Here is a 22,590-nt window from a genome sequence, read left to right as displayed (position 1 = left end):
GCAATTTGTGCGTGTTAACGTGAGTTCGATGAAGTGACATACTCTTACACTGACTGCAAGCAGCACAGTGTAGGCTTTTCAGTTCATTTATGCCTATCTAGACAAGAGGACAAGGGGGACGATAAAGGGGAATTATTAAAAAGAAAAAGTCTCTCCTTGTTTCGTCCCAATACGCCATACCTAATGCCCCAGATTTACAATCTACTAGTATCTTTTGTAACTAACTTCCAGCCTTCAGCTTGGTCAACTAGCTTCATCGACTCTAGTTGAAGATTATTGAAAGCAGATGCATGAAGTAGAAAGTAGGGTTGGCCGTTGTAGTGCCAATAATATTCCAGTTCACCAACAGAAGCGGGAATAATGGTGCGATCGCTATAATAATCCAACGAGGGACGATGGTAGGGAAAAGATGTGTAAATCTTCTTCGTAGCTGGGTTTGCCCGCACGATCATGGCGGCAACTGGTTTAACTGGATAGGCTTCAGATAATTCCCAAACCCAGTAGTTAGATTTCATTAACAACAACAGCGAAATATAACTTCCCCAAAACAAAATCTTCAGAAATTGCCCGTCGCCTCGTTCTGCCAAAATAGCTGCTAAGGTCATAGTTAAAGCTACTGCTGCAAAAATCAGTTGTAAGTCTGTTTTTGGTGTTGTACCCGCACTGAAATAAATGCTACCAGCAGAAGCGACTACAGCAAGTATTGCCAAACCAGCAACCCAAGCACGGGGATAGGATGAGAGTAAAGGCGAATTTTCCGTATCTGATAACTGGATACCAAAAGCTAAGGCTAAACTAGGGTAAATCGGGAATAGATACCAGGGAACTTTGGTAATCATGAAGGAAATTACCAGCAGATAAACACCACTCCACGCCATTACTAGTTTTGCCCAGCTAAGGTTGCGATTTTCCCAGGTTAAGCGGACAGTTTGTGGTAAGAATAATAACCACGGCCATGTGTACTTGAGAAGTTCAATCACATAGTACCAAGGTGGTTGAGAATTTCCCTCTACAACAGAGCCAATTCGGCCTAGTGATGGGTTTGCAATACCAATTTGGGCGAAAGTATAACCATAGTGAATTAGTTGGGCACCATACCAACCAGCCACGGGCACAATGCCAATTAAGATGGCGAGCCACAGATAGTAACAGGTGAGCAGTCGTGGCGTATCCCAAAACAGAAATACAAGGGCGATCGCACCTAGTAATACGCCTAGCAGTCCTTGAGTCAGGCAAATGAATCCAAAACTAATACCAACACCAAGGCAATAACGTAAATCCCGGCGCGATCGCAACACGCATAACATCATCACCATCAAAAAACTTACCATCGCCCCATCCAACATTGCTAACCGCCCATGACGCACCACGGGTAGCATTGTTAGGTAAATCAAAGCGCTATAAATAGCAGCCCAACGTTGGCGAAATATCTCTCGAGCAATGCAATACAGTAAAGGTACAGAGGTTGCTGTTAAAATTGCTCCAGGTAGACGTGTTGTCCACTCATTCTCGCCTCCCAGAGAATAAGCCCAAGCAATTAGCAAATGCATTAAAGGCGGCTTGTTATGATATGGTTCGCCTCCTAGCGTTGGGTAAAGCCAACGCATTGAACCTGCTGGTGCGTGCCAAATTTCACGAGCAACCTGTGCCACAGTGCCTTCATCCCAATCTCGCAGGGGCAATCCTCCCAGATTGATGCTAAACAGTAACACTGCTGCCAACAGCAACACTATTAGCCATACCCAATCAATCCATTTGCCAACCGGGCGATGCTGTTTTTCCAGATGACTCCAAATAAAGCTTCCTTCTTGCATATTCTCTGGTAATCATTTTACTTGCTGGTTTGATTACATAGAGACATCTAGCGAATCTCCAATGTTGCCACCCAGTAACAACGTCTGTTCTTAACAATTGCTAGTTTCCAAGATTAACTCAACTTTTTATAATTAGCGCTACTTTTTGAAAAATTTATCTTATTTGTTTAAAGGACATTTCATCTGAGAAATGATAAAAATAATACAGCCCATTCATTATTTATTACCTGTTGAGTAGTCCGTAAATGAACTTGTGTTTTATTTTTAAGGTGACGCTTAGTTTAATTTTTATCTACTTAGTTTTGAGCTATCTCACTTTCGATAATCAAGAACTAATTGCTACAGGGTTATAATGGGTTGCTGAACAATTCAATGAATGTGATTTTAATTTCTTAGGATAGTAATTATCAATTTGTCCTTTTATTCCTTAATTCTTAATTTTCAACAGGAGATTTTATAGTTACTTATAAAATACTGTATTAATCCAATTTTATTTTTTAAATATCCTGAAGAAGCCTGTGTATTGCTCTAGTTACCAGATTTGTAGCAACTGGCGTTGTATTAGCAGAAAGTCCGGCACTATTTTAAGCTTGTGGTGGATTATGCTCCGCTAATACACTCTATAAAAATACTTATTTTTTCAACCAAATTTACAATTACTATAGAATTGATTAAACTTAAAATGCCAAAGGTTACTAATTTGACATTTTAAGTTTAATTAAGAGATTATTTAATTGAAATATCTGTATTATAAAATTTCCTCAAAGTACTTTTTACAAATATAAGCATCTATCAAATTATGGGAGCCTGTTAATGAATTTACCTGTAGTTGTTGATATTACTCTTGGCTTAGTTTTTATTTACTTGATTTTGAGCTTGCTAGCCTCTGAAATTCAGGAATTGATTGCCACCTTTTTACAATGGAGAGCTAAACATTTAAAAAAATCAATTGAATTACTTTTAGCAGGTGGTAGCCAAACTAAAGGCTCAGATATTCCTGATGAAAAATCAGATATTACTAAGGCAGAAGAATTGGTACAAAAACTTTATAATGATCCTTTAATTAATACCTTAAATCAACAAACCCAGGAGAAAATAGAAAAGCATCTTCGGGTAGTTACTAAAAAGATTGACAAAAAAGGACTAGGAGAAAAACAAAGCGGCCCTTCATATCTTCCTTCTGAAACATTTGCAATTACTTTATTAGATACCCTAAAAATTCCCCAGCTAATTAATCATGTAAAACATCCTAGTGAAGAATCTAAAACAAACCTGCACATGATATTAGAATCTTACAAACAACTTAAAGACGGTATTAATAATAAAACAAGTCCAGATCACCTAAAGATTCAAGAAATTTATAGAGATATTGAAGACCCAGAATTTAGAAATATTGTTAATGACTTGCCTAATAATGTACCTGATAATTTAATCAAGAGTCTTTCTGTAATTGCTCAACGTAGTCGGATAAAAGTTGGCGACCTCACAGAGGAAACGAATCAGTTTAAAAATGAAGTTGAAACATGGTTTGATCGCTCTATGGATCGAGCCAGTGGTGTTTATAAGCGTAATGCTAAAGGAGTTGCTATTTTAATTGGAATATCAATTGCCATATTAACTAATACCGATACATTTTACCTTGTTAAAAGACTGTCGCGGGATTCGGCGATCCGTTCTACCATTACTCAAAGCGCAAGTCAACGAACCGATTATATCAACGACTCAAATGCCAGAATACAAATCGAAAAACTATTAGAAAATGCTTCTGTACCCATTGGATTGCAAAACCTCAATCAACAGTTTGAATTAGATACTAAAGGCTTGAATAGTGATAGAATTTTATTAATCAGAATTTGGCAGTTTGTTAAACTAATTTGTGGTTGGATAGTAAGTGGTTTAGCTATTGCAATGGGTGCGCCTTTTTGGTTTGATATTCTTAATAAAGTTATTAATGTGCGGAATGCTGGGCCAAAACCTGTTGCGTATACTAAGGATCAACCATCTCAGAAATAGGTTTTACAGCAGTGTGTCAATTTAGAGATAGGACAATAGAATTCACGGTTACACAAGCAAAGTCCGCCTCCGCAGACTAACAGAAAATCAATAGACCTCTTGCAAAAATACTTGAATCATATCATGTTCGAGTAAAGACTTATTATTTAGACCGCAGGGGTGTAGTGGGCAGGGAGCAGGGAGAAAGAGGTTTTCCTGACTTTTGCAGGGATGCGGTAATCATAAGTAATTAACCGGACATAATATCACCCCTCCCCAATACATACGGGGAGGGGGCAAGATTTCAAGTTTCCCCCAAAATATTGGGCGGATAAAGGGGGTCTACTACTCTTTCTAAGATACAAGGTTGGGTTTCATTCCTCAATCAAACTTACTATTCTCCTTAACCCAGACGTATTGGTTTCTAACTGTTCTTTGAACTTAAAAAATAAAAATAACTTGGAGTTTTAATTCTTGATTCTGAAAAATAATCTCAATTTGCCTAATGAATTCTCGAAAGTAAAATCGGCGCTCTGTTTCCGACAAATCTAACCAAAATTGTGGTAATGAAACAGCTTGAGCGACAGAACGCAAGTTAACTGGAGGAAGAGTCGCCAACTTTGCTTCGAGTGCAGAAATTTCCGTGCGGAGTTTGTAAGCCCTTAATTTTGCTGTTTCGGCATCCAAAATTCCAGTTTCTATTAAAGCGGGTAACTGAGCCAGTATTTCTTGCTGACGAGTGATCGCTTGCCCTAAACTATTCTTCACTGCATCCAATTGGGGAAAATTCATCCCCGCTACCGCCAGAGGTAAATCGCGGCAAACCGTTTCAATTGTATGTTCCAACACCTCTTGGTAGGGAATAGCCTTACACTTAGGGAGTTGGGGACAGCTAGTAGAACGTAAATAAAGATACTCCTGATCTTGGTTGCGTTGGGTGACACGGGTAACTGTCAGATGTGACTGACACTTGCCACAGACAACTAACCCAGCTAAAGAACGCGGTGCACTAGCAGTTCGCGATGGTAAACGGCTATTACGGCGTAAAAGTCGGTCAATTTGGGCAGCTTCTTCCTTAGAAATAATCGGAATATGGGTATTGGAGATAATTTCACTATTTTGGTAAGCTGTATTACCGCGATAAACTGGGTTCGTCAGCCAGCGTCTTCCAGTAGTGACAGAGATTTTCTTGCCGTATTTTTTCGCTAGGTAACGAACTGAACCCCGCAGGGAACCATAGAGTAAAAAGTGTTCAAAAAAGTCTTTGACTACTGGTGAAGTACTGCGGTCAATGGTATATTTTCCCTTACCTCTACGATAGCCGTAGGGAACTTTGCCGGGTGGCGGTGCAACATCAAGACGATTACGGGCGTGTCCTTGACGGATGCGACGACTACGTTGCTGACGTTGGATTGCGTATAGCAAATTCAGCAAGTCAGCGCCCAGAGGGTAATTTTCGGAAGTGTAGGGCTGTTCAGTAGCAATTACTGCTATTCCCATTACTTCGAGTGTGTGTAAGCGATCGCTAATTTCCTCTACAGTATCCCCCAATTCTTCCAACCGACGAATCAGAAGATAATCTGCTGGTTCGATTTGGCAATCAGTGAATAATTGTTGTAATTGCGATCGCCCTGAAGAGTCGGGCTTGCCCAAATCTTCATAAACCCGATCCACCTCCCACCCCCAATCGGCTTGATCGGGAGAAGATTCTAATAGCGGATCGGTGTAAGAGTAGGCAATGATTTTCATTAGTTATTGGGCATTGGGCATTAGTCATTGGGCATAGGTTATTCTCCTTATCCCCTTTTCTCACTTCTTACGCGAAGCTAAAGCTACATTTCCCCTAGTCTTTTTCTTCTCTATGAGATGCCGCACGAACAATTTTAAATTTTAAATTTTGAATTGATTTCTCCCCACTCTCCCTCACTGCTGACTCAACTCGATAATATTGCCATCAGGATCTTGAATGAATAGGGCTGCTCGACCAGAGGCGCTGACTTGAATGGGATAATTATGATTGAGCAATTCTTGTTTGGCGGCGTCTAAGTCAGTTACTGAGAAGGCGACATGGGGATTACGTCCCCATTTTTCGTTTGGGTTTTCCGTGGGGACAGTAGTTGCGCCTATCAGGTGAATTTGATAGTCGCCGACTTGATACCATAAACCAGGGTAGTTTAGGGAACGATCTATTTTAGATAATCCCAATACTTTGCCATAAAATTGCTCGGAGCGTTCTAAATCAGTCACAAGAATCGCTGTATGGAGACTTTGGGTAATCTGCATTGTCGGTAATATCATGTTCGGGTAAAGACTTATCATTTAGACCGCAGGGGACAGGGAACAGGGAGAAAGAGGTTTTCCTGATTTTTGCACGGATGCGGTAATCATAAGTAATTAACCGGACTTGATATAATACAGCACTTCCTGCTGTTATGAAGTACAGTCTTTCTGCATCCACACTCCCTCCTTTTATATCAAGTTCGGGTGATTACTTATAATAAAATTTATCAATGTAGGTTGGGTTGAACGGCAGTGAAACCCAACATGAACAAGGATTAAGCGTTGGGTTTCGTTCCTCAATCCAACCTACAGATGTTATAAGTATTTAACCAAACCTGATATTAGACCCTTTCAGCACTAAATACGTACCTCACAATAGCGGGAACTGCTGTATGCGATCGCATTTATTTAAATTTTGACGTAGTTTGAACTCTTGTGGGGAGTGGGGGAAGACAAGGGGACAAGGGAGACTACTAGGGCCTGTTTTCAAACTTCCCCTTAAGCACCCCAGTCTTTGAAGATCCCCCAACCCTCCTTTCGCTTCTAATTGAGTGTTGAGGGTTTGGAAGTTGTGGTAGAGTTGGGCTTTTCATGGCGTTCAGCCTCCTAAGAAAGTAGAGGCATGGGATATGGGATAAAATAATTAATGCTCAATGCCCAATCTCTGAATCAGGAAATCCAGACTTTTTCTTGATCGCAGACAACTATTTTTAGTCGCATAAACGCATAATAGAATAGTGACTGATCTGTTCGCCCCTTTACAATCTCTCAAACAAGGTGACTGGTTCAAGCTGATCTGCGGAGCCAGCTTCCAGCATTTGCCGGCAGTCAGAAGTTTAACGTTAGCCTATACTTTGGCGGGCGCTGACTGCATAGATGTTGCAGCTGATCCAGCGGTGATTTCAGCAGCGCAAGCAGGGCTGCAAGTAGCCAAATCTTTGGCTAAAGATGCCCAAAAGCGAGGCTTTGACTACAAAGGCAATTCACCATTTTTGATGGTCAGCCTAAACGATGGAGAAGACCCCCATTTTCGGAAAGCAGAATTTAATCCTACTCAGTGTCCTACAAACTGCCCTAGACCCTGTGAACGAATTTGTCCGGCACAAGCAATTGTGTTTAACAGTATCAAAGAAGACTTTTCGGGAGTAATATCCGAAAAGTGTTATGGCTGTGGCCGTTGTATACCAGTTTGCCCATACGATATAATTTATACAAGTTCATATATGTCAACGCCGGGAGCGATCGCGCCATTGGTAATGTCAACGGGAGTAGATGCCGTAGAAATCCATACAAAAGTCGGGCGTTTGGCAGAATTTGAGCAATTATGGCAAGCAATTTCACCGTGGGCCGATCAACTAAAGTTACTAGCCATCAGCTGTCCCGATGGCGAGGGGATGACTGACTACTTAAGAGCGCTGTATGAACTGGTTGCCCCACTCAAGAGTGCTTTAATTTGGCAAACCGATGGTCGTTCTATGAGTGGTGATATTGGCGATGGCACCACAATAGCCGCGGTGAAATTAGGGCAAAAAGTTTTGGCAGCTAAGTTACCGGGATATGTGCAGTTAGCAGGCGGCACTAATAGCTATACCGTTGCTAAGTTAAAGGCAATGGGATTGCTGAAGAGAGCAGGGGAGCAGGGGAGAAGGGGAGCAGGGGAGAGAGAAGAACTTTTCTCCTCTGCCCCTCTGCCCCTCTGCCCCTCTGCCTCCATTGCCGGGGTCGCCTACGGTAGCTACGCCCGTGTACTGCTGTCACCAATTCTCGAACAGTTAGAGAATAAGGAGGTAAGTAACACCAATGTGAAGGCGACTGTTTGCCTAGAAGAAGATGACGTATTACTTTGGCAAGCTGTAGAACTTGCCCATTCTCTCGTTTCCCAGATCAAGAAGTCACAGCAGGAGCGTTAATCGCTCGTTCGGAAAAATACCCAGGGCGGGTTCTCCTGCACGCAAATGTCCTCGCTATCTCTAAAAACGTCACCATAGAAAGCATGACGATTACAGACGATCTCCAAAAGTTATTAGACATTTTGCCCCAAGACCTGCAACAAGTACTAGAGAGTCATCCCAAACGAGATAGTTTAGTAGAAGTGGTCTTGGATTTGGGTCGTCGCCCAGAGGCTCGCTTTCCTAATCAAGCTGAGTATTTGAGCGAAGTACCCGTTACTCAAGAACAGATAGATGATTGCATTCAACGAGTCGGAATCTTTGGCGGAGATAATCGGGCAGGAATTGAGCAAACTTTGCATCGGATCAGCGCCATCCGCAACCGCACTGGTAAGATTATTGGCTTGACCTGTCGCGTTGGTCGAGCGGTATTCGGAACCATTGGCATGATCCGCGATTTGGTAGAAACTGGTAAATCGATTCTCATGCTGGGGCGTCCAGGCGTGGGCAAAACTACTGCCTTACGGGAAATCGCCCGTGTTTTGGCGGATGATCTGCATAAAAGAGTGGTGATTATTGACACCTCCAACGAAATCGCTGGGGATGGTGATGTTGCCCATCCCGCCATTGGTCGCGCTCGGCGGATGCAAGTAGCTCATCCAAATCAACAGCATCAGGTGATGATTGAGGCAGTGGAAAACCACATGCCAGAGGTCATTGTCATTGATGAAATTGGCACGGAACTGGAAGCTTTAGCGGCTCGTACCATTGCAGAACGGGGTGTACAGTTAGTAGGTACTGCCCACGGAAATCAGATCGAAAATCTGATTAAAAACCCCACCCTGGCTGATTTAGTTGGGGGTATCCAAGCTGTGACGCTGGGAGACGATGAAGCTAGACGGCGAGGTTCTCAAAAGACTGTTTTAGAGCGGAAAGCCCCGCCTACCTTTGAAATTGCTGTGGAAATGTTGGAACGCCAACGCTGGACAGTACACGAAAGTGTTGCTGACACTGTAGATAATCTGTTGCGGGGGCGTCAGCCTAGCCCACAAACGAGAACTGTTGATGACCAAGGCAAAATCGGTGTTACACGCCAGTTAGCTGTTGTCAATGGTCGCGGTGGACAGCTAGGGACGGTGGAGGAATCTTTTCCACCAGCGCGACCGTCTAATGGCTGGCGTTCATCTGGACAAATGGTCGCATTGCCGCAATTACCCGTAGAGCGGGTAACTGGGCGCAGTGAGTTTGATCGTTTGCTGGATGAATCCTTCAATTATTCTGAGAGCATTGATTTTGATGCTGCTACAAGAGTGCCAGGGCCGAATGGTGAAGATTTGCCATTGCACGTTTACCCTTATGGGGTTAGCCGTCACCAATTAGAACAGGTAATTAGCGTGCTAACCTTGCCCGTGGTATTGACAAAAGATATAGATAGTGCTGATGCAATTTTAGCACTGCGATCGCACGTCAAAAACCACGCCAAATTACGCCAAATGGCTAAAGCCCGTCATGTACCCATCCACGTGATTAAGTCCAGCACCATTCCGCAAATTACCCGTGGCTTGCGGCGGTTGCTGAACATCGACGACCCAGAGATGGCCGATGACCGAGAACTGCAACTGTTTTTGCACAATGGTAGCGATGATGAGATGGATGCTTTGGAAGAAGCGAGACTTGCTGTTGAGCAAATTGTGATTCCCAAAGGACAGCCAGTCGAGTTATTGCCACGTTCTCCCCAAGTCCGCAAAATGCAACATGAGTTGGTAGAACATTATCGCCTCAAATCGCATAGTTTTGGCGAAGAACCAAATCGCCGCTTACGGATTTATCCAGCGTAACCCCACCCTCAACCCCTCTCCGATTTGGAGAGGGGATATCACTAGGAGACACTTGATATCTTAATAGAGAGTTTTCTTTAAGAAAAGAAAACAAGACTTTAATCTCACCTTAGTAGAAGTGGACGATTTTTACCTCATATAGAACCAATCTCACCGTCCTCTGCTGGCTGAATTTTTAGCAGAAAGTATCCAGCTAGCTAGCTAGCAATTGCAATGGGTTTTGATTTCGTTGAAATCACAAAACTCAGATCCCCGACTTCTCTAAGAAGTCGGGGATATCGTTGATTTATATAGTTTAGTTGCTAACGTGTAGTAGTTTAAGCTTTAACCTTAGCTTTTGACCAAACGCCATTTTCATCTTCATCATATTGCTGACGAACAGACTCCCAGGCGGCTTGTTCAGCAGTGAACTCATCATTTTTGTCATTGAAGACGGTGTTATAACGCTCAATGAATGTACTCTGAGCTTCATGAGAAAGATGAGCGCGAACCTCAGGAGACAAGTCCTCTGGACTGTTGCACTGTCCAGGACAAGGACGAGCAAAGGTTTTTTCAATCGTGTTAATTTCTTCAGCACCAGCACTTTCGAGCAGCAATTGAAACTCACCAGTGCGATCGCTCGGAACTTCTGCCATCAATAAGAACTCGCCAGCTTGTAAGCGGGTTTGGTAGATAGCCGCTTTATCTTCTGGCATCCCCAAAGTAGTTAGAACCGATACTAGACCGGCACCTGCACTACCTGCGATCGCTCCACTAGCAGCCCCCAACAGCACTGCACCTATGGGCCCTGCTGCCACTATTGGGCCGACAAAGGGAATAAACAATACGCCTACACCAGTGAGCAAGCTGAGGAAGGAACCAAACAAGGAACCAAAAACCGCCCCTGTTCGCAAACCTCCCAGAATCACATCTTTTTTACTAATAAAGCCAGCAATTCTCGTTTCCGATTGGAAGTTTCTGCCCATGATCGAAATATGATCTCTAGGCACACCCCTCTCTAATAAACGTCGAATCACATCATCAATTTGCTTCTGTTCTTTGAATACAGCAGAAATGGTACGTTCTGCTTTATATACTTCTGGCACTTAAATACTCCTTTTATTAGGTTATTAGGTTGTTTTCGTAATGAATATGGTGAATAGATAAATGCAGGCAAATTAATTATTTTATATTCAGTTTAGAAGCAGGATTTATTCCTCCTTCTAAACTGGTTTTACAGACAGCCATCCTCTACTCAGATGTTAAGCTTGATTAATCATTTAAAATTGCATCCCCACGTCTGGCGCAACTCCTGTGAGCGTCGTTGTGAGGCTAAGGATTATGCAACTTAAAGGCAGATTAGCTGATGAGCTATACACCTACAGGTGTTTTAGCCTCTGATGCTGGCTTTCTACCATCTGGGTCTAGTGCTTCCCCTTCAATAAACGAACGCAGCATCCAAGCTATCTCTTCATGCTGTTCCAGCAGTCCAGTTAAAAAGTCAGCAGTTCCCTGATCGTGGAACTTTTCACCAGACTGATCCACATGGTCTCTTAAGTTGCGAATAACCTGCTCGTGATCATCCACTAGATTCGCTACCATCCCCGTTGCTGTGGGAACATTACCAGCATGTTCCTTGAGGGTAGCAAGCTTGAGAAATCCTTCCAATGTACCAACTGGGTAACCCCCCAAAGCACGAATCCGCTCTGCTAAGGCATCAATATTGAGAGTCAGCTTTTGGTAGTGTTCTTCCCAAAGCTGGTGCAAAGAGCGGAACTGAGGCCCAACGACATCCCAGTGATACTTTTTGGTTTTCACCAATAGTAGATAAGCATCTGCCAAATCTTGATTCAACAGATTAATTACACCTTGACGCTGTTCTTCTGTCAAACCAATGTTTATCGCACGCATTGTTTTCCATCCCTAAGCAAACTTATTTCTTAATTTCGCAAATTTCCCACGTAATCCACATCAACCAAAGGAAATATTATGAGTTGAGATTAATTATCACATTATATAGTTATACCTATGCCTTAATAGGTAGTATTATTTAGCCAATAATTTAAAACTTATTTATGGCAACCTGTTTGATTTGTAATAGCTACAAACCTCAGATACCTGAATTTTTTGAGAAGTCGAGGATCTTGTTTCTCATTTTTATATTTAATTGAAGTTGCCAGCTTAATATTACTAAGTAGTAATGGGTCACTGCTTCTACGCAATCACCCATTAATACCGACAAATTATCCAGGTATCAACTCTATTACTTACCTGTAACTTTATTTTTATATTTAATTGAAGTTGCCAGCTTAATATTACTAAGTAGTAATGGGTCACTGCTTCTACGCAATCACCCATTAATACCGACAAATTATCCAGGTATCAACTCTATTACTTACCTGTAACTTTGTCCAACAAATTCTTTACATTTTCTTCCACTGAGGTTGCACCCTCTGAATTTTCTGGACGCTTCTGCTTGTCAATATCAGCCGCTCCTTGAACCTCATTTAGTCCCTTGTTGGACTCTTTTTGAACCTTTTCCAATCCTTGTGGTGGTTCTTTAGCAGCTTCGTCAGTTTTGCGTTGAATGTCAAGCAGTTGTGTAGTACCTTCGGTGGGATTACTTTGGTAGCTATCGATTGCAAAAGCAGGGAAAGCATTAGATAACAATACTAAGGCGCAAGTGAAAGCCACAACTAGAAAACGTACTGGACGTAACATAGATAAAACAGAAGCAACAATTTTCATTTCAAATCCTCAATAACAGCTTTAACAACGCAGAACTTTCACGAAAAGACCGGAAGCTCATAACTTTATTTAGCAAATTTGAGCAATAATAAAATTACCAAGCTACGCTTCAATCTGTAAGTTCTTGAGAACCGAACCTGACGAAGAAATTATCTTTGTATTTCTGCATCGAATTAGTAAGGTATAATCACACGATACCACCTTAATTCTTTAGCAAACTCATTACATCTTGTATTGAGATAATTCTTTTCAGGTTCCCTTTTTCTACTTTTACTTTGAAACCGCTAACGCCTGCATCAATCTCTAGAATGAAATTTGCCGTATCTGTATTTGTCAGAAAATCAGTCTCTAGGTATATCGACTTAATATAGTTTTAGCAGGTTGATGGCTCTACTACTTATATTCAGTTACCTTGACTTTATCCAATCAGTAGAATAAAGCACCACAATTTTGCAAGAATATATTGATCGTTGCGTTGGCGTCAGCCTTTGCATGGGGTACGAAGCGATACCATAGTGTTCGGAATGACAATTCATAACTTGAGTTTGATATAACTTACAGATTTGGAATGCTCCGCAGTAAAAAGACTTTTGCCGGATCTCACATTTACTGCTTATTCATGTGAGAAATTTAACAGAGAAAATACGGCATAAAGATAAAATTATCATATGTTTATCCTATAAGCTATAATAAATACTTATTTTCGCACAAGATCGACTTTAGAGGATTTTAGCGAAACAAGCTAAATCCTGATGCAGATGTGCTGATTTTAGAAAATACTAACATCCCTCACAGTGGTGCGATCGCAATGGCGCAATGGGTATGGATGGAGTTAATACCGCAGTCATTCCCAGACATTCCACCCCAGAACAATACCGACGCGAAATCATCCTTGCTAACGATTGTCAACCAAAAAGCTGTTTATTAAATAAGATTCCTCATTCTCCATTTCCTTTAAACTTGATAAGTCTGCCTTATTACCTCTTCTATTGAACTTAGATGATGGAACATTTCTATTAATTCATGGGATCTTGTTTTTCGGTTCGCCAACAGCACTTTTAACGGCGTTAAATAATGAACATCTGGGTCATCTCCCAAGGCCACTTCGACTGCTTGCAAGATTTTTGTCGCATTTCCAAAAATATCTTCGTTGTCAAACCCTTGTTTTGCAGAAAGTTGATGTAACCCCGCATCAGGTACAGTTGCTCTCCCCAGCAAGGTTTCATCTAATATCAAGCCTTTCAATAATGTCAGCAAAGCCGCATAGATTAAAAAATCATCACAACTATCACAAGCTTTAAATTCGATACGTCCTATTTCAGATGGAATGCGGGCGATTTTTGTTAAGGAAGGTATGCTATTAATCAGTTGTTCTTGTTTATGAATAAAAACTAGGGCTGCTGGTCTTTTTCCGGTTCTGATAAATGTTCGTACCGATAATCCATCCCATAAGCCTCCGTTATAAAAAGGAGAACTATAACTAAAAGGGACAATATAGGGGCTGTAATAAGTTAACTTTTTACCAACATCAATCACATCTTCAGGAGACAAATTTGCCATTGAAATATTTAAATCTGGCCCGTAAGAAACCATGTGAATATTAGCAGTTTGTTCGTCAGGATAAGCCTCTAGCTGTTTGACTTCATAATCGTTTAATGGGGGTTGAGGCTCAAAAACAGGATTGTAGGGATTAAAACTGACCAAGACTGGAGATAAATCAAAATTAGCAGCAACCTCACGTAGCAAGTGAAAACTTTCTGATAATTCAGTGATAGCGCCTTGAATATTAGAATGTATGGTTGTTCTAATTTCAATACCTTTAACATGACAGTCTATCACTTCATCGGAATCAGCAAACCTTTCAAATCCCTCAATATACCATCTCTTCATTTTAATACCGGCATCCCCAACCCGCAGTTGAGGATAGTCGCTGGGGTATGTAGGTAGCATTTCAATAATTTGATTGAAATCAGCAAATTTGGTGTGGGAAAAATCAGCAAACTTTCCTTCTTTGTTTAGGAAAGCAACTTCATGCTCAATGCCAAAGAAAAACATTATAAATATACCTTAATTACAATTATTTAGAGTCACTCAATTTTGGATTTTGGATTGACCCCATACTGCCTATAGGGCTTGGATTAGAGATCATAGAATTGGGATTTTGGATGGTCAACCTAATCGAACTAATGCCTATTGATATGCAATCAGAAGATAAATAAGATTATTTTGCAATAGTGAATTGACTCCTCTCAGCATCAAATGTCGCTGAAAATCTTGGATAATTAGAGATTATAGTGCGATGGAGTTTGTTCCATTGTTATTTAGAAAATAACAGTCACGATTCTTGTATAATACCGATAATCACTTTATTTTGATTCAAAAACTTAAGTAGAAAAGATTCTCAAGATTACTCTCAGACAGATTTTACCTTAAGACCCACTGTTGCGATTTGGAAATTTCTCTGGTTTACTGTTTATGGATAAGGCGTTTGCCCCTGGCATTGGCGGTGCGATCGCGCTTTCTTGATTTTTCTCTGCTGCTTCCACTATCTTCATAGTCACTGGGTAGGGTAGCTTAGTAGTGACTGAGGAAAGCTTGAGACGTGAGTTTATGACAAGTACCGTTCAATCCCCCTACAGCAGCGAACAGATTGCCGCTTGGTTGCGTGGGCTGCTTACTATTGCTTGGGCTGATGGTAATTTTGATGATCAAGAGCAGGAATTAATTGCCAACATCACCGAAGATGAATTAGCTCCTAAGATTAAATGCGACTTACTAGAGGTAATTACCCCAGAAGAATTAGCCGCAGTGTTGGGTAAAAATACACCAGCAGCGGAAAATTTCTTAAGGACAGCGGTGATGGTAGCGATCGCAGATGGTACTTATTCTCCCAGCGAAGATGAGGTTCTGCAACAGTTCTGCCAAGCCTTAGAACAACCAGAGAATTTCCTGGAAGCCCTTCGTCACACCCTGGAACATCCAGAGCAAATTACCCCCACGACCCTCACAACTGGACTTACAAAGCGTCAAATTAATGCACTACACCCCCTGCGAGACTGGCTGGATAGGCTAGATATCCAAGACCCAAGAGTAGCTCGCTTCTTGTGTAAAATGATTCCCTCTCAGTGTCCCTTTGAGCGGGATGTCACCTTATTTGGACGCAAGATTGTGCATATTCCGCCGATGTGTAAAATTAACCCGTTGTATGAGCAACTGGTGGGCTTACGTTTCCGCGCCCTTTCCTATCTAGCAGATAAATGCGGTGAAGATGTTTCACCATATATTTGAGTGCTGAGTGCTGAGTGGGGAGTTAGGAGTGAGGAGTATTGAGTTAAAAGTAAAGAGTAAAGAGTTAAAGTTAATTAAAAACTTATAATTTATAACTCACAACTCAAAACTCAGGACTCAGCACTCAGCACTCTAGAAATATGCAATTTATCGACCAAGCAAAAATTGAAGTTGAAGCTGGTAAGGGCGGCGATGGTATTGTCGCCTTCCGGCGAGAGAAGTACGTGCCGACTGGTGGCCCCTCTGGTGGTAATGGGGGGCGAGGCGGTTCGGTATTTTTCGTTGCCGATGAAAACCTACAAACCTTGCTGGACTTCAGATACAACCATCGCTTTCAGGCAGAAAAGGGGACTCGTGGCGGGCCAAGTAACTGTACTGGAGCAGCAGGAAAAGATTTGATCATCGAAGTTCCCTGTGGTACAACCATTTATGATGCTGAAACTGGCGAATTACTGGGGGATTTAATTGAACCTAAGCAGACTTTGCGGATTGCTCAAGGTGGTAAAGGCGGACTGGGAAATCAGCATTTCTTGAGTAACCGCAACCGCGCCCCAGAATATGCCCTCCCAGGATTACCAGGGGAAATAAAGCAGCTGCGCCTGGAGTTAAAACTTTTGGCAGAGGTGGGGATTATTGGCTTACCAAATGCTGGTAAATCAACTCTAATTTCATCTTTATCCGCTGCACGTCCGAAAATCGCAGACTATCCCTTCACTACCCTCATCCCAAATTTGGGTGTAGTGCGGAAACCTACTGGTGATGGGACTGTTTTCGCCGACATTCCCGGATTAATTGAGGGAGCGGCTCACGGTGCCGGACTGGGACACGATTTCTTGCGCCATATCGAGCGCACACGGGTACTACTTCACTTGATTGATGCCACTAGCAATGATGTGGTTAGAGACTATAACACGATTAAGGAAGAATTACAAGCTTATGGGCGGGGTTTAGCAGAACGGCCGCAAATTTTGGCGCTGAACAAAATTGATGCAGTTGATCGGGAAACTGTCGATTTAGAGGCGTTAGCCACCCAACTTAATCATCTCTCCTACGCCCCGGTTTTTGTGATTTCAGCGGTTACTCGCACCGGGTTAGAGCCGATGTTACAGGAAATTTGGGGAATACTCGACCAAATGAAGGTTCCTGAACAAGTTGAGGTATTTAGCTGACGAAATAATTACGAATTATGCTGACATATCCTGGATCAAGGGAATCTTGATCGCAAACTCAGCGCCTTGTCCTGGCTGCGAAATACATTCTAAGGAACCACCATGTCTTTCTGTAATTATTTGGTAGCTAATGGCAAGACCCATCCCCGTACCTTTGCCGATAGGCTTGGTAGTAAAGAAGGGGTCAAATAGTTGTTTTTTAACTTCTTTTGGTATTCCCAATCCATTGTCAGCAATCCCAATTATTACCTGATTTGGCTTCTGTAGTTGGGTGCGAATGCGAATTTGTGGGGAAGTCATTTGCTCTACCTTTCGGGCGTTTTCCCAAAGGATAGGACAAATGACGAATGACTCTTCCAAGGCATCGATCGCATTTGTCAAAATATTCATGAATACTTGATTTAGCTGCCCAGCGTAACATTCAACCAACGGTAGTTTGGCGTATTCTTTGATAATTTCAATTGTTGGGCGCTGGTCATTAGCCTTGAGGCGGTTTTGCAAAATCATCAAAGTACTGTCGATTCCCTCATGGATATCAACAGCTTTCATTTCGGCTTCATCCAAGCGCGAAAACGTTCGTAGGGAAAGCACAATCTCGCGAATGCGATCTGCCCCAACTTTCATGGAGTTGATTATTTGTGGAAAATCTAATTTCAAAAAGTCTAGTTCGATTTGGTCTGCAAAATCCTGAATTTCTAGCACTGGTTCGGGATAATGGCTTTGGTAAAGTTGCAAAAGTGAAAGTAAATCTTGGGTGTATTCCTTGGCAGGGTTGAGGTTGCCATAGATAAAATTGACTGGGTTGTTGATTTCGTGTGCCACTCCGGCGACGAGTTGACCCAAACTAGACATCTTTTCAGTTTGAATTAAGTGAGTCTGAGTGTGTTGAAGTTCGTAGAATGCTTTTTTGAGTTCTTGGGCTTGTTGTCGGAGTTGCGCTTCCGACTTTAGCAGGGCTTCCTTGGCTTGTTTGCGTTCTGTAATGTCCCTAGCAACAGCTACTCGACAGAAAGGCTCTCCTGTTTCAGGATGTTTAACCATAAACAGGCTGCAATCAGTGGGAATTTCTATGCCTGTTTGAAAATGTCTATGGCGAAACTCGCCTTGCCAGAAACCATGTTGAATCATCAAAGGAGTAATTTGCTCTTTCAACTCTGCAAAAGCTTCTGGTGAATGAAAATCATCCAGGGATTTGGTTTTGGCTGCTTCCAGGCTACTAAGTCCCACCATCTTGAGTCCAGCAGGGTTTACATAGACAACTTGTCCTTCCATTGAAGCAATGCCAATAAAGTCGCTGCTGTTTTCAACCAAGGCGACAAATTTTTGCTGTTCCTCTTCAGCGCGTTTGCGTTCTGTGATGTCTAACACCATTGAGGCAATGCCAATCACCTGACCATTAGGAGCCACTAACGGATTGTTATACCACTCACCAACTATCGTCCTGCCATCTTTAGTGATGTTGTCGTTGACACTAAAACTTCCTCCTCGTTGTGTTAACAAGGCAGTGATAATCTCATTTACGTGTTTTTTGACGTTTTCAGGTACTATGATCTCAAAACGATTCCCCAGCATTTCCTCTGTGGTGTATCCAAAGATTCTTTCTGCTGCCCGATTCCATGTTTGAACTTCAAAGTTGGTATTCCATTCAATAATGGCTAAAGGTGTTTGTTCAATCAGTAATGCCAGCCTTTGCTGTGAAGTCCTGAGTTCTGCCTCTGCTTGCTTGTATTCGGTAATGTCGCGATAATACCAAATCCTACCGTAATAGTCTTCTAAAGGTGATATCTCATCGCCAGCCCCTTGCTGTCCACGCACAGGTGCAGAATAGCGCTCAAAAATCTTTCCAGACTTGAGGAAAATTTCATCACGGCTACTTTCCTCTGGATGCTGGTAAAGATACTTCACTTTAGCCATAAATTCGTCTGGATTTACTAGTTGGTCTAGTACCCATCGCAGAAGTTGGCGATCGTCGCGTGTTTCGAGAATTGCAGCAGGAATTTGCCATAACTGGGAGAATTTCTGATTAAATGATGTAACTGTAAGATTTTCATCAATAATCAAAATTCCGTCGATGGAAGCTTCTTGTTGAGCTTGGAGTACAGCATTCATGCGGTGTAGGTTTTTCTCTGCTTGCTGGCGTAAGCGAAGCTCGTCGTAGATATCGCGTAGCATAGCTTGCTGTTCGCTAATGTCTCGAAGCAACCAACGCCAGCCGACCTGCTGACCCTGTGAATCATACATAGCAACCATCTTGATACTAGCAGGAAAAACTGTACCTTCTTGTGACTTTAGATGGACTTCCCCATCCTGTACCTGCTGCAAATTTGCCAGTTTGGTTATGAAGGTTTGGCGGTCTGGTTCAGCGATAAAGAGGATGAATGGTTTACCTATCAGATAGTTTTGTCTGACAGATAGTAAGGCTGCGCTTACATCGTTAGCCTCTTTGATGATGCCGCCCACATCGGTCACCAAGTAAGCATCTGGAGCAAGATCAAACAAATCCTGGTAACGCCGATGCTCTAATTCAGTTGTTTCACGAGCGATCGCTAGTTCTTCCTTTTGTTGGCGCAGTTCTTCTTCAACTACTTGGAGTTCTTCTAAGGTTTCCATAAGATCAGTAGTATCAGTAACTCTACCATTCACAGCCAGAACTTTACTGACTTTACTCTGTAAAATAATGTCTCGAATACTACCCACCAGAAATTTATTACCAGTCTCATCCTCAAAGCAAGACTTTTTTGTAGAGATGAGATGAGTTATACCCTGAGCATCGGTAAAAAGATCCTGGCTCTCATTAGTAATATTTGCGGTGAAAATCAGTTCATCTTTTTCCCGGAACACATCAGCTTCTGCTTGAGTAAAAAAATCATAGTCTGACTTGCCAATTAATTCTTCTCGGCTATGACCAACGAAATCACAGTAGGTATCGTTAAGTAATACCCAGCAATGTTGACGGTCTTTGACAAAAATTGGGTCAGATATGCCGTTGAGCATTTGATGCAGAAATGCCAAAGAGAAGTTTTGCTGCTGCGTGTTTTGTTTTGATGCGGGGTTATCTAAGAATCTGGGATGGTTCATACCCGAATTTATCTCTAAAAATGGAGCTAAACAGTTTTTGTTTAGCTCCGTATGTGTCAGCATAAGTAGTATTTATTATTCCCAGACTAAATATGGATGCAACAAGGGATTGAGGATTGGGAAGATTCTATGCTCTAAGTCCCGTTAGGCGATGGCGGCGGCGGGCTACGCCAACGCATTCATCGACTGTGGTGTGGGTTTTTTGAGTAGCATAATTGATACAAAACCTTAAAATGCTTGCGGGATCGCCAAATTCCTAGACTAGACTAGAACCACAGGGTAACAATCAGAGGAAGATTATGATGAGCGATCGCGACTATACATTAATCATTGACAAAAGCGGTAGTATGTCAACACCCGACCAAGTGGGTGGTAGAAGTAGATGGGAAATCGCCCAAGAGTCTACTCTCGCTTTGGCAAGAAAGGCCGAACAGTTTGACCCCGATGGCATCACTGTTTACGTGTTTTCTGGTAGATTTAAACGCTACGATGATGTTACCTCAGCCAAAGTTGCCCAGATATTTCTCGAAAATGACCCTTCTGGCACAACAAACTTAGCAGGTGTACTCCAGGATGCCCTCAATAACTACTTTCAACGCAAAGCAGCCGGTAAAACCAAGCCAAACGGAGAGACAATTTTAGTCATCACCGATGGTGAACCAGACGATCGCAAGGCTGTGTTTGAAGTCATCATTCATGCTACTCGCCAGATGGAGCGTGATGAAGAATTAGGAATTTCGATCATTCAAGTAGGTTCAGATGCTCAAGCAACTAAGTTCCTTAAAGCTTTGGATGATCAGTTGCAAAGTGTCGGCGCTAAATTTGATATTTGCGATACCGTCACTTTAGACGACTTAGAAGAAATGAGCCTTGTAGATGTATTGACGAACGCAATAACTGATTAATGTGTGAATCACCCATAGTCGAGTAATTCTTAATTGGAGAATTTAATAATGCTAGAAAATCGTGACTATACCTTGATTATTGACAAAAGTGGTAGCATGGCAACCCAAGATCAAAAGGGTGGTAGAAGTAGATGGGTTGCCGCCCAGGAATCTACTTTAGCTTTAGCTAGTAAGTGTGAGCAATTTGACCCAGATGGCATCACTATCTATCTATTTTCTGGTAGGTTCAAGCGATACGAAAATGTGACATCCAGCAAGGTATCACAGATTTTTCGAGAAAATGATCCTTCTGGTACAACTGATTTGGCAGGTGTATTAAAACACGCAACTGATGATTACCTTCAACGCAAAGCAGCCGGTCAAACAAAGCCAAATGGTGAAACAATTTTAGTGGTTACTGATGGTGAACCGGACGATCGCAAAGCAGTCATGAAGGTAATTATTGAAGCTTCTCGCCGCATCGATCGAGATGAAGAACTAGCTATTTCCTTTATTCAAGTTGGCACAGATCAGCAAGCTACTCGCTTTCTCAAACTCTTAGACGATGATCTCCAAAGTGCTGGTGCTAAGTTTGATATTTGTGACACAATTACTATGGAAGATATGGAAGATATGAGTCTATCGGAAGTGCTACTCAATGCCATTAATGACTAGCCATACTATTTATAGGAATTGCCAAAATGGATTCCATTGATAAGCTGTTAGCTCAACTCCAAACTGAATACCAAGAAGTACAACCAGAACAGCAGTCAAAATCAGCCACAGCCAAATCGTTTATTCCATCATCGCCAAAGTCGGCATCTTTCATGGATAACCTTTTGGCAGAAGTTAAGGCTGATTTTGCCGAAGAGGATGCTGCTATTGAGTTAAAAAAACAGCAAGAACTAGAACAGGAACGTATTCGACAAGAACAACTCAAAGTCAAACAACTAGAGGCTTTGAAAGTGCAGGCAAAAGAATGGCTAGCTAAAGTAGATCCACTATCGTCCGAAGGACTTTGGTTTGAAAGATTTGCTGAAAGTTATCCCTCTAAATTAGAGGCAGCGATTGAATATTTAAAAAACAACGAATAAACAATTTAAACTTATACGGATAAATCTGCTTATTCGGATTGAAAACTAACGATTATTATTTATTACTCATAGTCAATATTGATGGTGATTTGTGAGAGCTAAATGTTGAACAGCCCATTCATGCATAGCATAGAGAATTGGTTGCAAAGTTTCTCCTAAAGGGGTCAGTGAATATTCTACCTTGGGTGGAATTTGGGGATAAACTTCTCGATGAATAATACCATCTAACTCCATTTCTCTGAGTTGCTGGGTCAGCATCTTTTGCGTAACTCCAGGTAAAGCCCGCTGCAACTCGCCAAACCGTTTTACGCCAGTCATTAATTCTCTAATAATCAAAACTTTCCAGCGTCCGCCAATCACCTTTAGGGTAGTTTCTACTTCACAAGTCAGCCTGCTATTATTTTCTGCTTCAGCTTTCATAGTTAGTTTTTAAGAAGAACTTTACTTACTGGAGTTTAGACTAAAAGCGATATGAGAGAACACAAATCAAATGGAATTAGAGATTAAAAATATTATCTTGTCAGCCTCAAAGCATCC

Annotated in this window: 19 protein-coding genes; 9 read left to right on the top strand and 10 right to left on the bottom strand. The window is 41.9% G+C overall.

Translation table 11 applies throughout. The features are described from left to right. Positions 1-194 precede the first annotated feature (194 nt). Positions 195-1,814: a glycosyltransferase family 39 protein gene (locus HWQ44_RS32440; protein WP_292726439.1), complete on the bottom strand. Its 1,620-nt coding sequence runs from the start codon at positions 1,812-1,814 to the stop codon at positions 195-197. A gap of 813 nt (positions 1,815-2,627) precedes the next feature. On the opposite strand from HWQ44_RS32440, the gene HWQ44_RS32435 reads away from it, so the two are divergent. Next, the gene (locus HWQ44_RS32435) at positions 2,628-3,827 is read left to right on the top strand and encodes a hypothetical protein (RefSeq protein ID WP_292726437.1); all 1,200 of its coding nucleotides are present in this window, start codon (positions 2,628-2,630) and stop codon (positions 3,825-3,827) included. A 420-nt stretch (positions 3,828-4,247) separates the two neighbouring features. On the opposite strand, the gene HWQ44_RS32430 is transcribed toward HWQ44_RS32435, so the two are convergent. Next, a complete protein-coding gene (locus tag HWQ44_RS32430) occupies positions 4,248-5,555 on the bottom strand; it encodes a recombinase family protein (RefSeq protein ID WP_292726435.1) in 1,308 nt (435 codons plus the stop codon). Positions 5,556-5,729: 174 nt separating this feature from the next. Next, positions 5,730-6,089, bottom strand: coding sequence for a VOC family protein (locus HWQ44_RS32425; RefSeq protein ID WP_292726460.1), 360 nt, complete (start codon positions 6,087-6,089; stop codon positions 5,730-5,732). Between the two features lie 734 nt (positions 6,090-6,823). On the opposite strand from HWQ44_RS32425, the gene ldpA reads away from it, so the two are divergent. Beyond that, positions 6,824-7,996, top strand: coding sequence for a circadian clock protein LdpA (gene ldpA / locus HWQ44_RS32420; protein ID WP_292726433.1), 1,173 nt, complete (start codon positions 6,824-6,826; stop codon positions 7,994-7,996). An 83-nt stretch (positions 7,997-8,079) separates the two neighbouring features. Next, complete coding sequence (locus HWQ44_RS32415; protein ID WP_292726458.1) at positions 8,080-9,813, top strand: R3H domain-containing nucleic acid-binding protein; 1,734 nt, start codon at positions 8,080-8,082, stop codon at positions 9,811-9,813. 317 nt (positions 9,814-10,130) lie between these two features. On the opposite strand, the gene HWQ44_RS32410 is transcribed toward HWQ44_RS32415, so the two are convergent. The 3 genes from HWQ44_RS32410 to HWQ44_RS32400 all read right to left on the bottom strand — a co-directional run bounded on the left by HWQ44_RS32410 (position 10,131) and on the right by HWQ44_RS32400 (position 12,540). After that, positions 10,131-10,898, bottom strand: a complete 768-nt coding sequence (locus HWQ44_RS32410) for a ChaB family protein (protein WP_292726431.1) — start codon at positions 10,896-10,898, stop codon at positions 10,131-10,133. A 265-nt stretch (positions 10,899-11,163) separates the two neighbouring features. Then, positions 11,164-11,703, bottom strand: coding sequence for a Dps family protein (locus HWQ44_RS32405; RefSeq protein ID WP_292726429.1), 540 nt, complete (start codon positions 11,701-11,703; stop codon positions 11,164-11,166). Positions 11,704-12,183: 480 nt separating this feature from the next. Further along, positions 12,184-12,540, bottom strand: a complete 357-nt coding sequence (locus tag HWQ44_RS32400) for a hypothetical protein (protein ID WP_292726427.1) — start codon at positions 12,538-12,540, stop codon at positions 12,184-12,186. A gap of 760 nt (positions 12,541-13,300) precedes the next feature. On the opposite strand from HWQ44_RS32400, the gene HWQ44_RS32395 reads away from it, so the two are divergent. After that, positions 13,301-13,468, top strand: a complete 168-nt coding sequence (locus HWQ44_RS32395; RefSeq protein WP_292726426.1) for a hypothetical protein — start codon at positions 13,301-13,303, stop codon at positions 13,466-13,468. A gap of 26 nt (positions 13,469-13,494) precedes the next feature. Here the strand turns inward: HWQ44_RS32395 and HWQ44_RS32390 are convergent, their stop codons facing one another. Further along, a complete protein-coding gene (locus HWQ44_RS32390) occupies positions 13,495-14,595 on the bottom strand; it encodes a glutamate--cysteine ligase (protein WP_292726424.1) in 1,101 nt (366 codons plus the stop codon). A 374-nt stretch (positions 14,596-14,969) separates the two neighbouring features. Further along, the gene (locus HWQ44_RS32385; protein WP_292726422.1) at positions 14,970-15,101 is read right to left on the bottom strand and encodes a hypothetical protein; all 132 of its coding nucleotides are present in this window, start codon (positions 15,099-15,101) and stop codon (positions 14,970-14,972) included. Between the two features lie 49 nt (positions 15,102-15,150). Between HWQ44_RS32385 and HWQ44_RS32380 the strand changes: the two genes are divergently transcribed. Together HWQ44_RS32380 and obgE are read left to right on the top strand one after the other, a co-directional pair. Continuing rightward, complete coding sequence (locus tag HWQ44_RS32380; protein WP_292726421.1) at positions 15,151-15,828, top strand: Mo-dependent nitrogenase C-terminal domain-containing protein; 678 nt, start codon at positions 15,151-15,153, stop codon at positions 15,826-15,828. Positions 15,829-15,968: 140 nt separating this feature from the next. Next, a complete protein-coding gene (gene obgE / locus HWQ44_RS32375) occupies positions 15,969-16,997 on the top strand; it encodes a GTPase ObgE (RefSeq protein ID WP_292726419.1) in 1,029 nt (342 codons plus the stop codon). A 15-nt stretch (positions 16,998-17,012) separates the two neighbouring features. Here obgE and HWQ44_RS32370 read toward each other — a convergent pair whose 3' ends face one another. Beyond that, positions 17,013-20,075 (bottom strand): PAS domain S-box protein, encoded by a 3,063-nt coding sequence (locus HWQ44_RS32370; RefSeq protein ID WP_292726417.1) that lies wholly within the window; start codon positions 20,073-20,075, stop codon positions 17,013-17,015. A 299-nt stretch (positions 20,076-20,374) separates the two neighbouring features. Between HWQ44_RS32370 and HWQ44_RS32365 the strand changes: the two genes are divergently transcribed. Genes HWQ44_RS32365 through HWQ44_RS32355 form a run of 3 tightly spaced genes read left to right on the top strand, consistent with a single transcriptional unit; the run spans position 20,375 to position 22,053 of the window. Further along, the gene (locus HWQ44_RS32365; protein ID WP_104910068.1) at positions 20,375-20,980 is read left to right on the top strand and encodes a VWA domain-containing protein; all 606 of its coding nucleotides are present in this window, start codon (positions 20,375-20,377) and stop codon (positions 20,978-20,980) included. Positions 20,981-21,028: 48 nt separating this feature from the next. Next, on the top strand, positions 21,029-21,634 hold the full coding sequence (locus HWQ44_RS32360; protein ID WP_292726416.1) for a VWA domain-containing protein: 606 nt from the start codon (positions 21,029-21,031) through the stop codon (positions 21,632-21,634). Between the two features lie 26 nt (positions 21,635-21,660). Continuing rightward, positions 21,661-22,053: a hypothetical protein gene (locus tag HWQ44_RS32355; RefSeq protein ID WP_292726415.1), complete on the top strand. Its 393-nt coding sequence runs from the start codon at positions 21,661-21,663 to the stop codon at positions 22,051-22,053. Between the two features lie 72 nt (positions 22,054-22,125). Here HWQ44_RS32355 and HWQ44_RS32350 read toward each other — a convergent pair whose 3' ends face one another. Further along, positions 22,126-22,473: a helix-turn-helix domain-containing protein gene (locus HWQ44_RS32350; protein ID WP_292726413.1), complete on the bottom strand. Its 348-nt coding sequence runs from the start codon at positions 22,471-22,473 to the stop codon at positions 22,126-22,128. Between the last annotated feature and the right edge of the window lie 117 nt (positions 22,474-22,590).

Origin of the sequence: Nostoc sp. JL34 (assembly GCF_017114945.1) — a bacterium.
GTDB lineage: Bacteria > Cyanobacteriota > Cyanobacteriia > Cyanobacteriales > Nostocaceae > Nostoc.
Note: the sequence above shows the minus strand (reverse complement) of the source record. Positions and strands in the feature narration are given on the sequence as shown.

Bases quoted from the DNA above. Each gene is read 5' to 3' on its own strand.
- HWQ44_RS32400 (WP_292726427.1), bottom strand. From the start codon at position 12,540: ATGAAAATTGTTGCTTCTGTTTTATCTATGTTACGTCCAGTACGTTTT.
- HWQ44_RS32415 (WP_292726458.1), top strand. From the start codon at position 8,080: ATGACGATTACAGACGATCTCCAAAAGTTATTAGACATTTTGCCCCAA.
- HWQ44_RS32370 (WP_292726417.1), bottom strand. From the start codon at position 20,075: ATGAACCATCCCAGATTCTTAGATAACCCCGCATCAAAACAAAACACG.
- HWQ44_RS32350 (WP_292726413.1), bottom strand. From the start codon at position 22,473: ATGAAAGCTGAAGCAGAAAATAATAGCAGGCTGACTTGTGAAGTAGAA.
- HWQ44_RS32360 (WP_292726416.1), top strand. From the start codon at position 21,029: ATGCTAGAAAATCGTGACTATACCTTGATTATTGACAAAAGTGGTAGC.
- HWQ44_RS32430 (WP_292726435.1), bottom strand. From the start codon at position 5,555: ATGAAAATCATTGCCTACTCTTACACCGATCCGCTATTAGAATCTTCT.
- obgE (WP_292726419.1), top strand. From the start codon at position 15,969: ATGCAATTTATCGACCAAGCAAAAATTGAAGTTGAAGCTGGTAAGGGC.
- HWQ44_RS32440 (WP_292726439.1), bottom strand. From the start codon at position 1,814: ATGCAAGAAGGAAGCTTTATTTGGAGTCATCTGGAAAAACAGCATCGC.
- HWQ44_RS32435 (WP_292726437.1), top strand. From the start codon at position 2,628: ATGAATTTACCTGTAGTTGTTGATATTACTCTTGGCTTAGTTTTTATT.
- HWQ44_RS32380 (WP_292726421.1), top strand. From the start codon at position 15,151: ATGACAAGTACCGTTCAATCCCCCTACAGCAGCGAACAGATTGCCGCT.
- HWQ44_RS32405 (WP_292726429.1), bottom strand. From the start codon at position 11,703: ATGCGTGCGATAAACATTGGTTTGACAGAAGAACAGCGTCAAGGTGTA.
- HWQ44_RS32425 (WP_292726460.1), bottom strand. From the start codon at position 6,089: ATGCAGATTACCCAAAGTCTCCATACAGCGATTCTTGTGACTGATTTA.
- HWQ44_RS32390 (WP_292726424.1), bottom strand. From the start codon at position 14,595: ATGTTTTTCTTTGGCATTGAGCATGAAGTTGCTTTCCTAAACAAAGAA.
- HWQ44_RS32355 (WP_292726415.1), top strand. From the start codon at position 21,661: ATGGATTCCATTGATAAGCTGTTAGCTCAACTCCAAACTGAATACCAA.
- HWQ44_RS32365 (WP_104910068.1), top strand. From the start codon at position 20,375: ATGATGAGCGATCGCGACTATACATTAATCATTGACAAAAGCGGTAGT.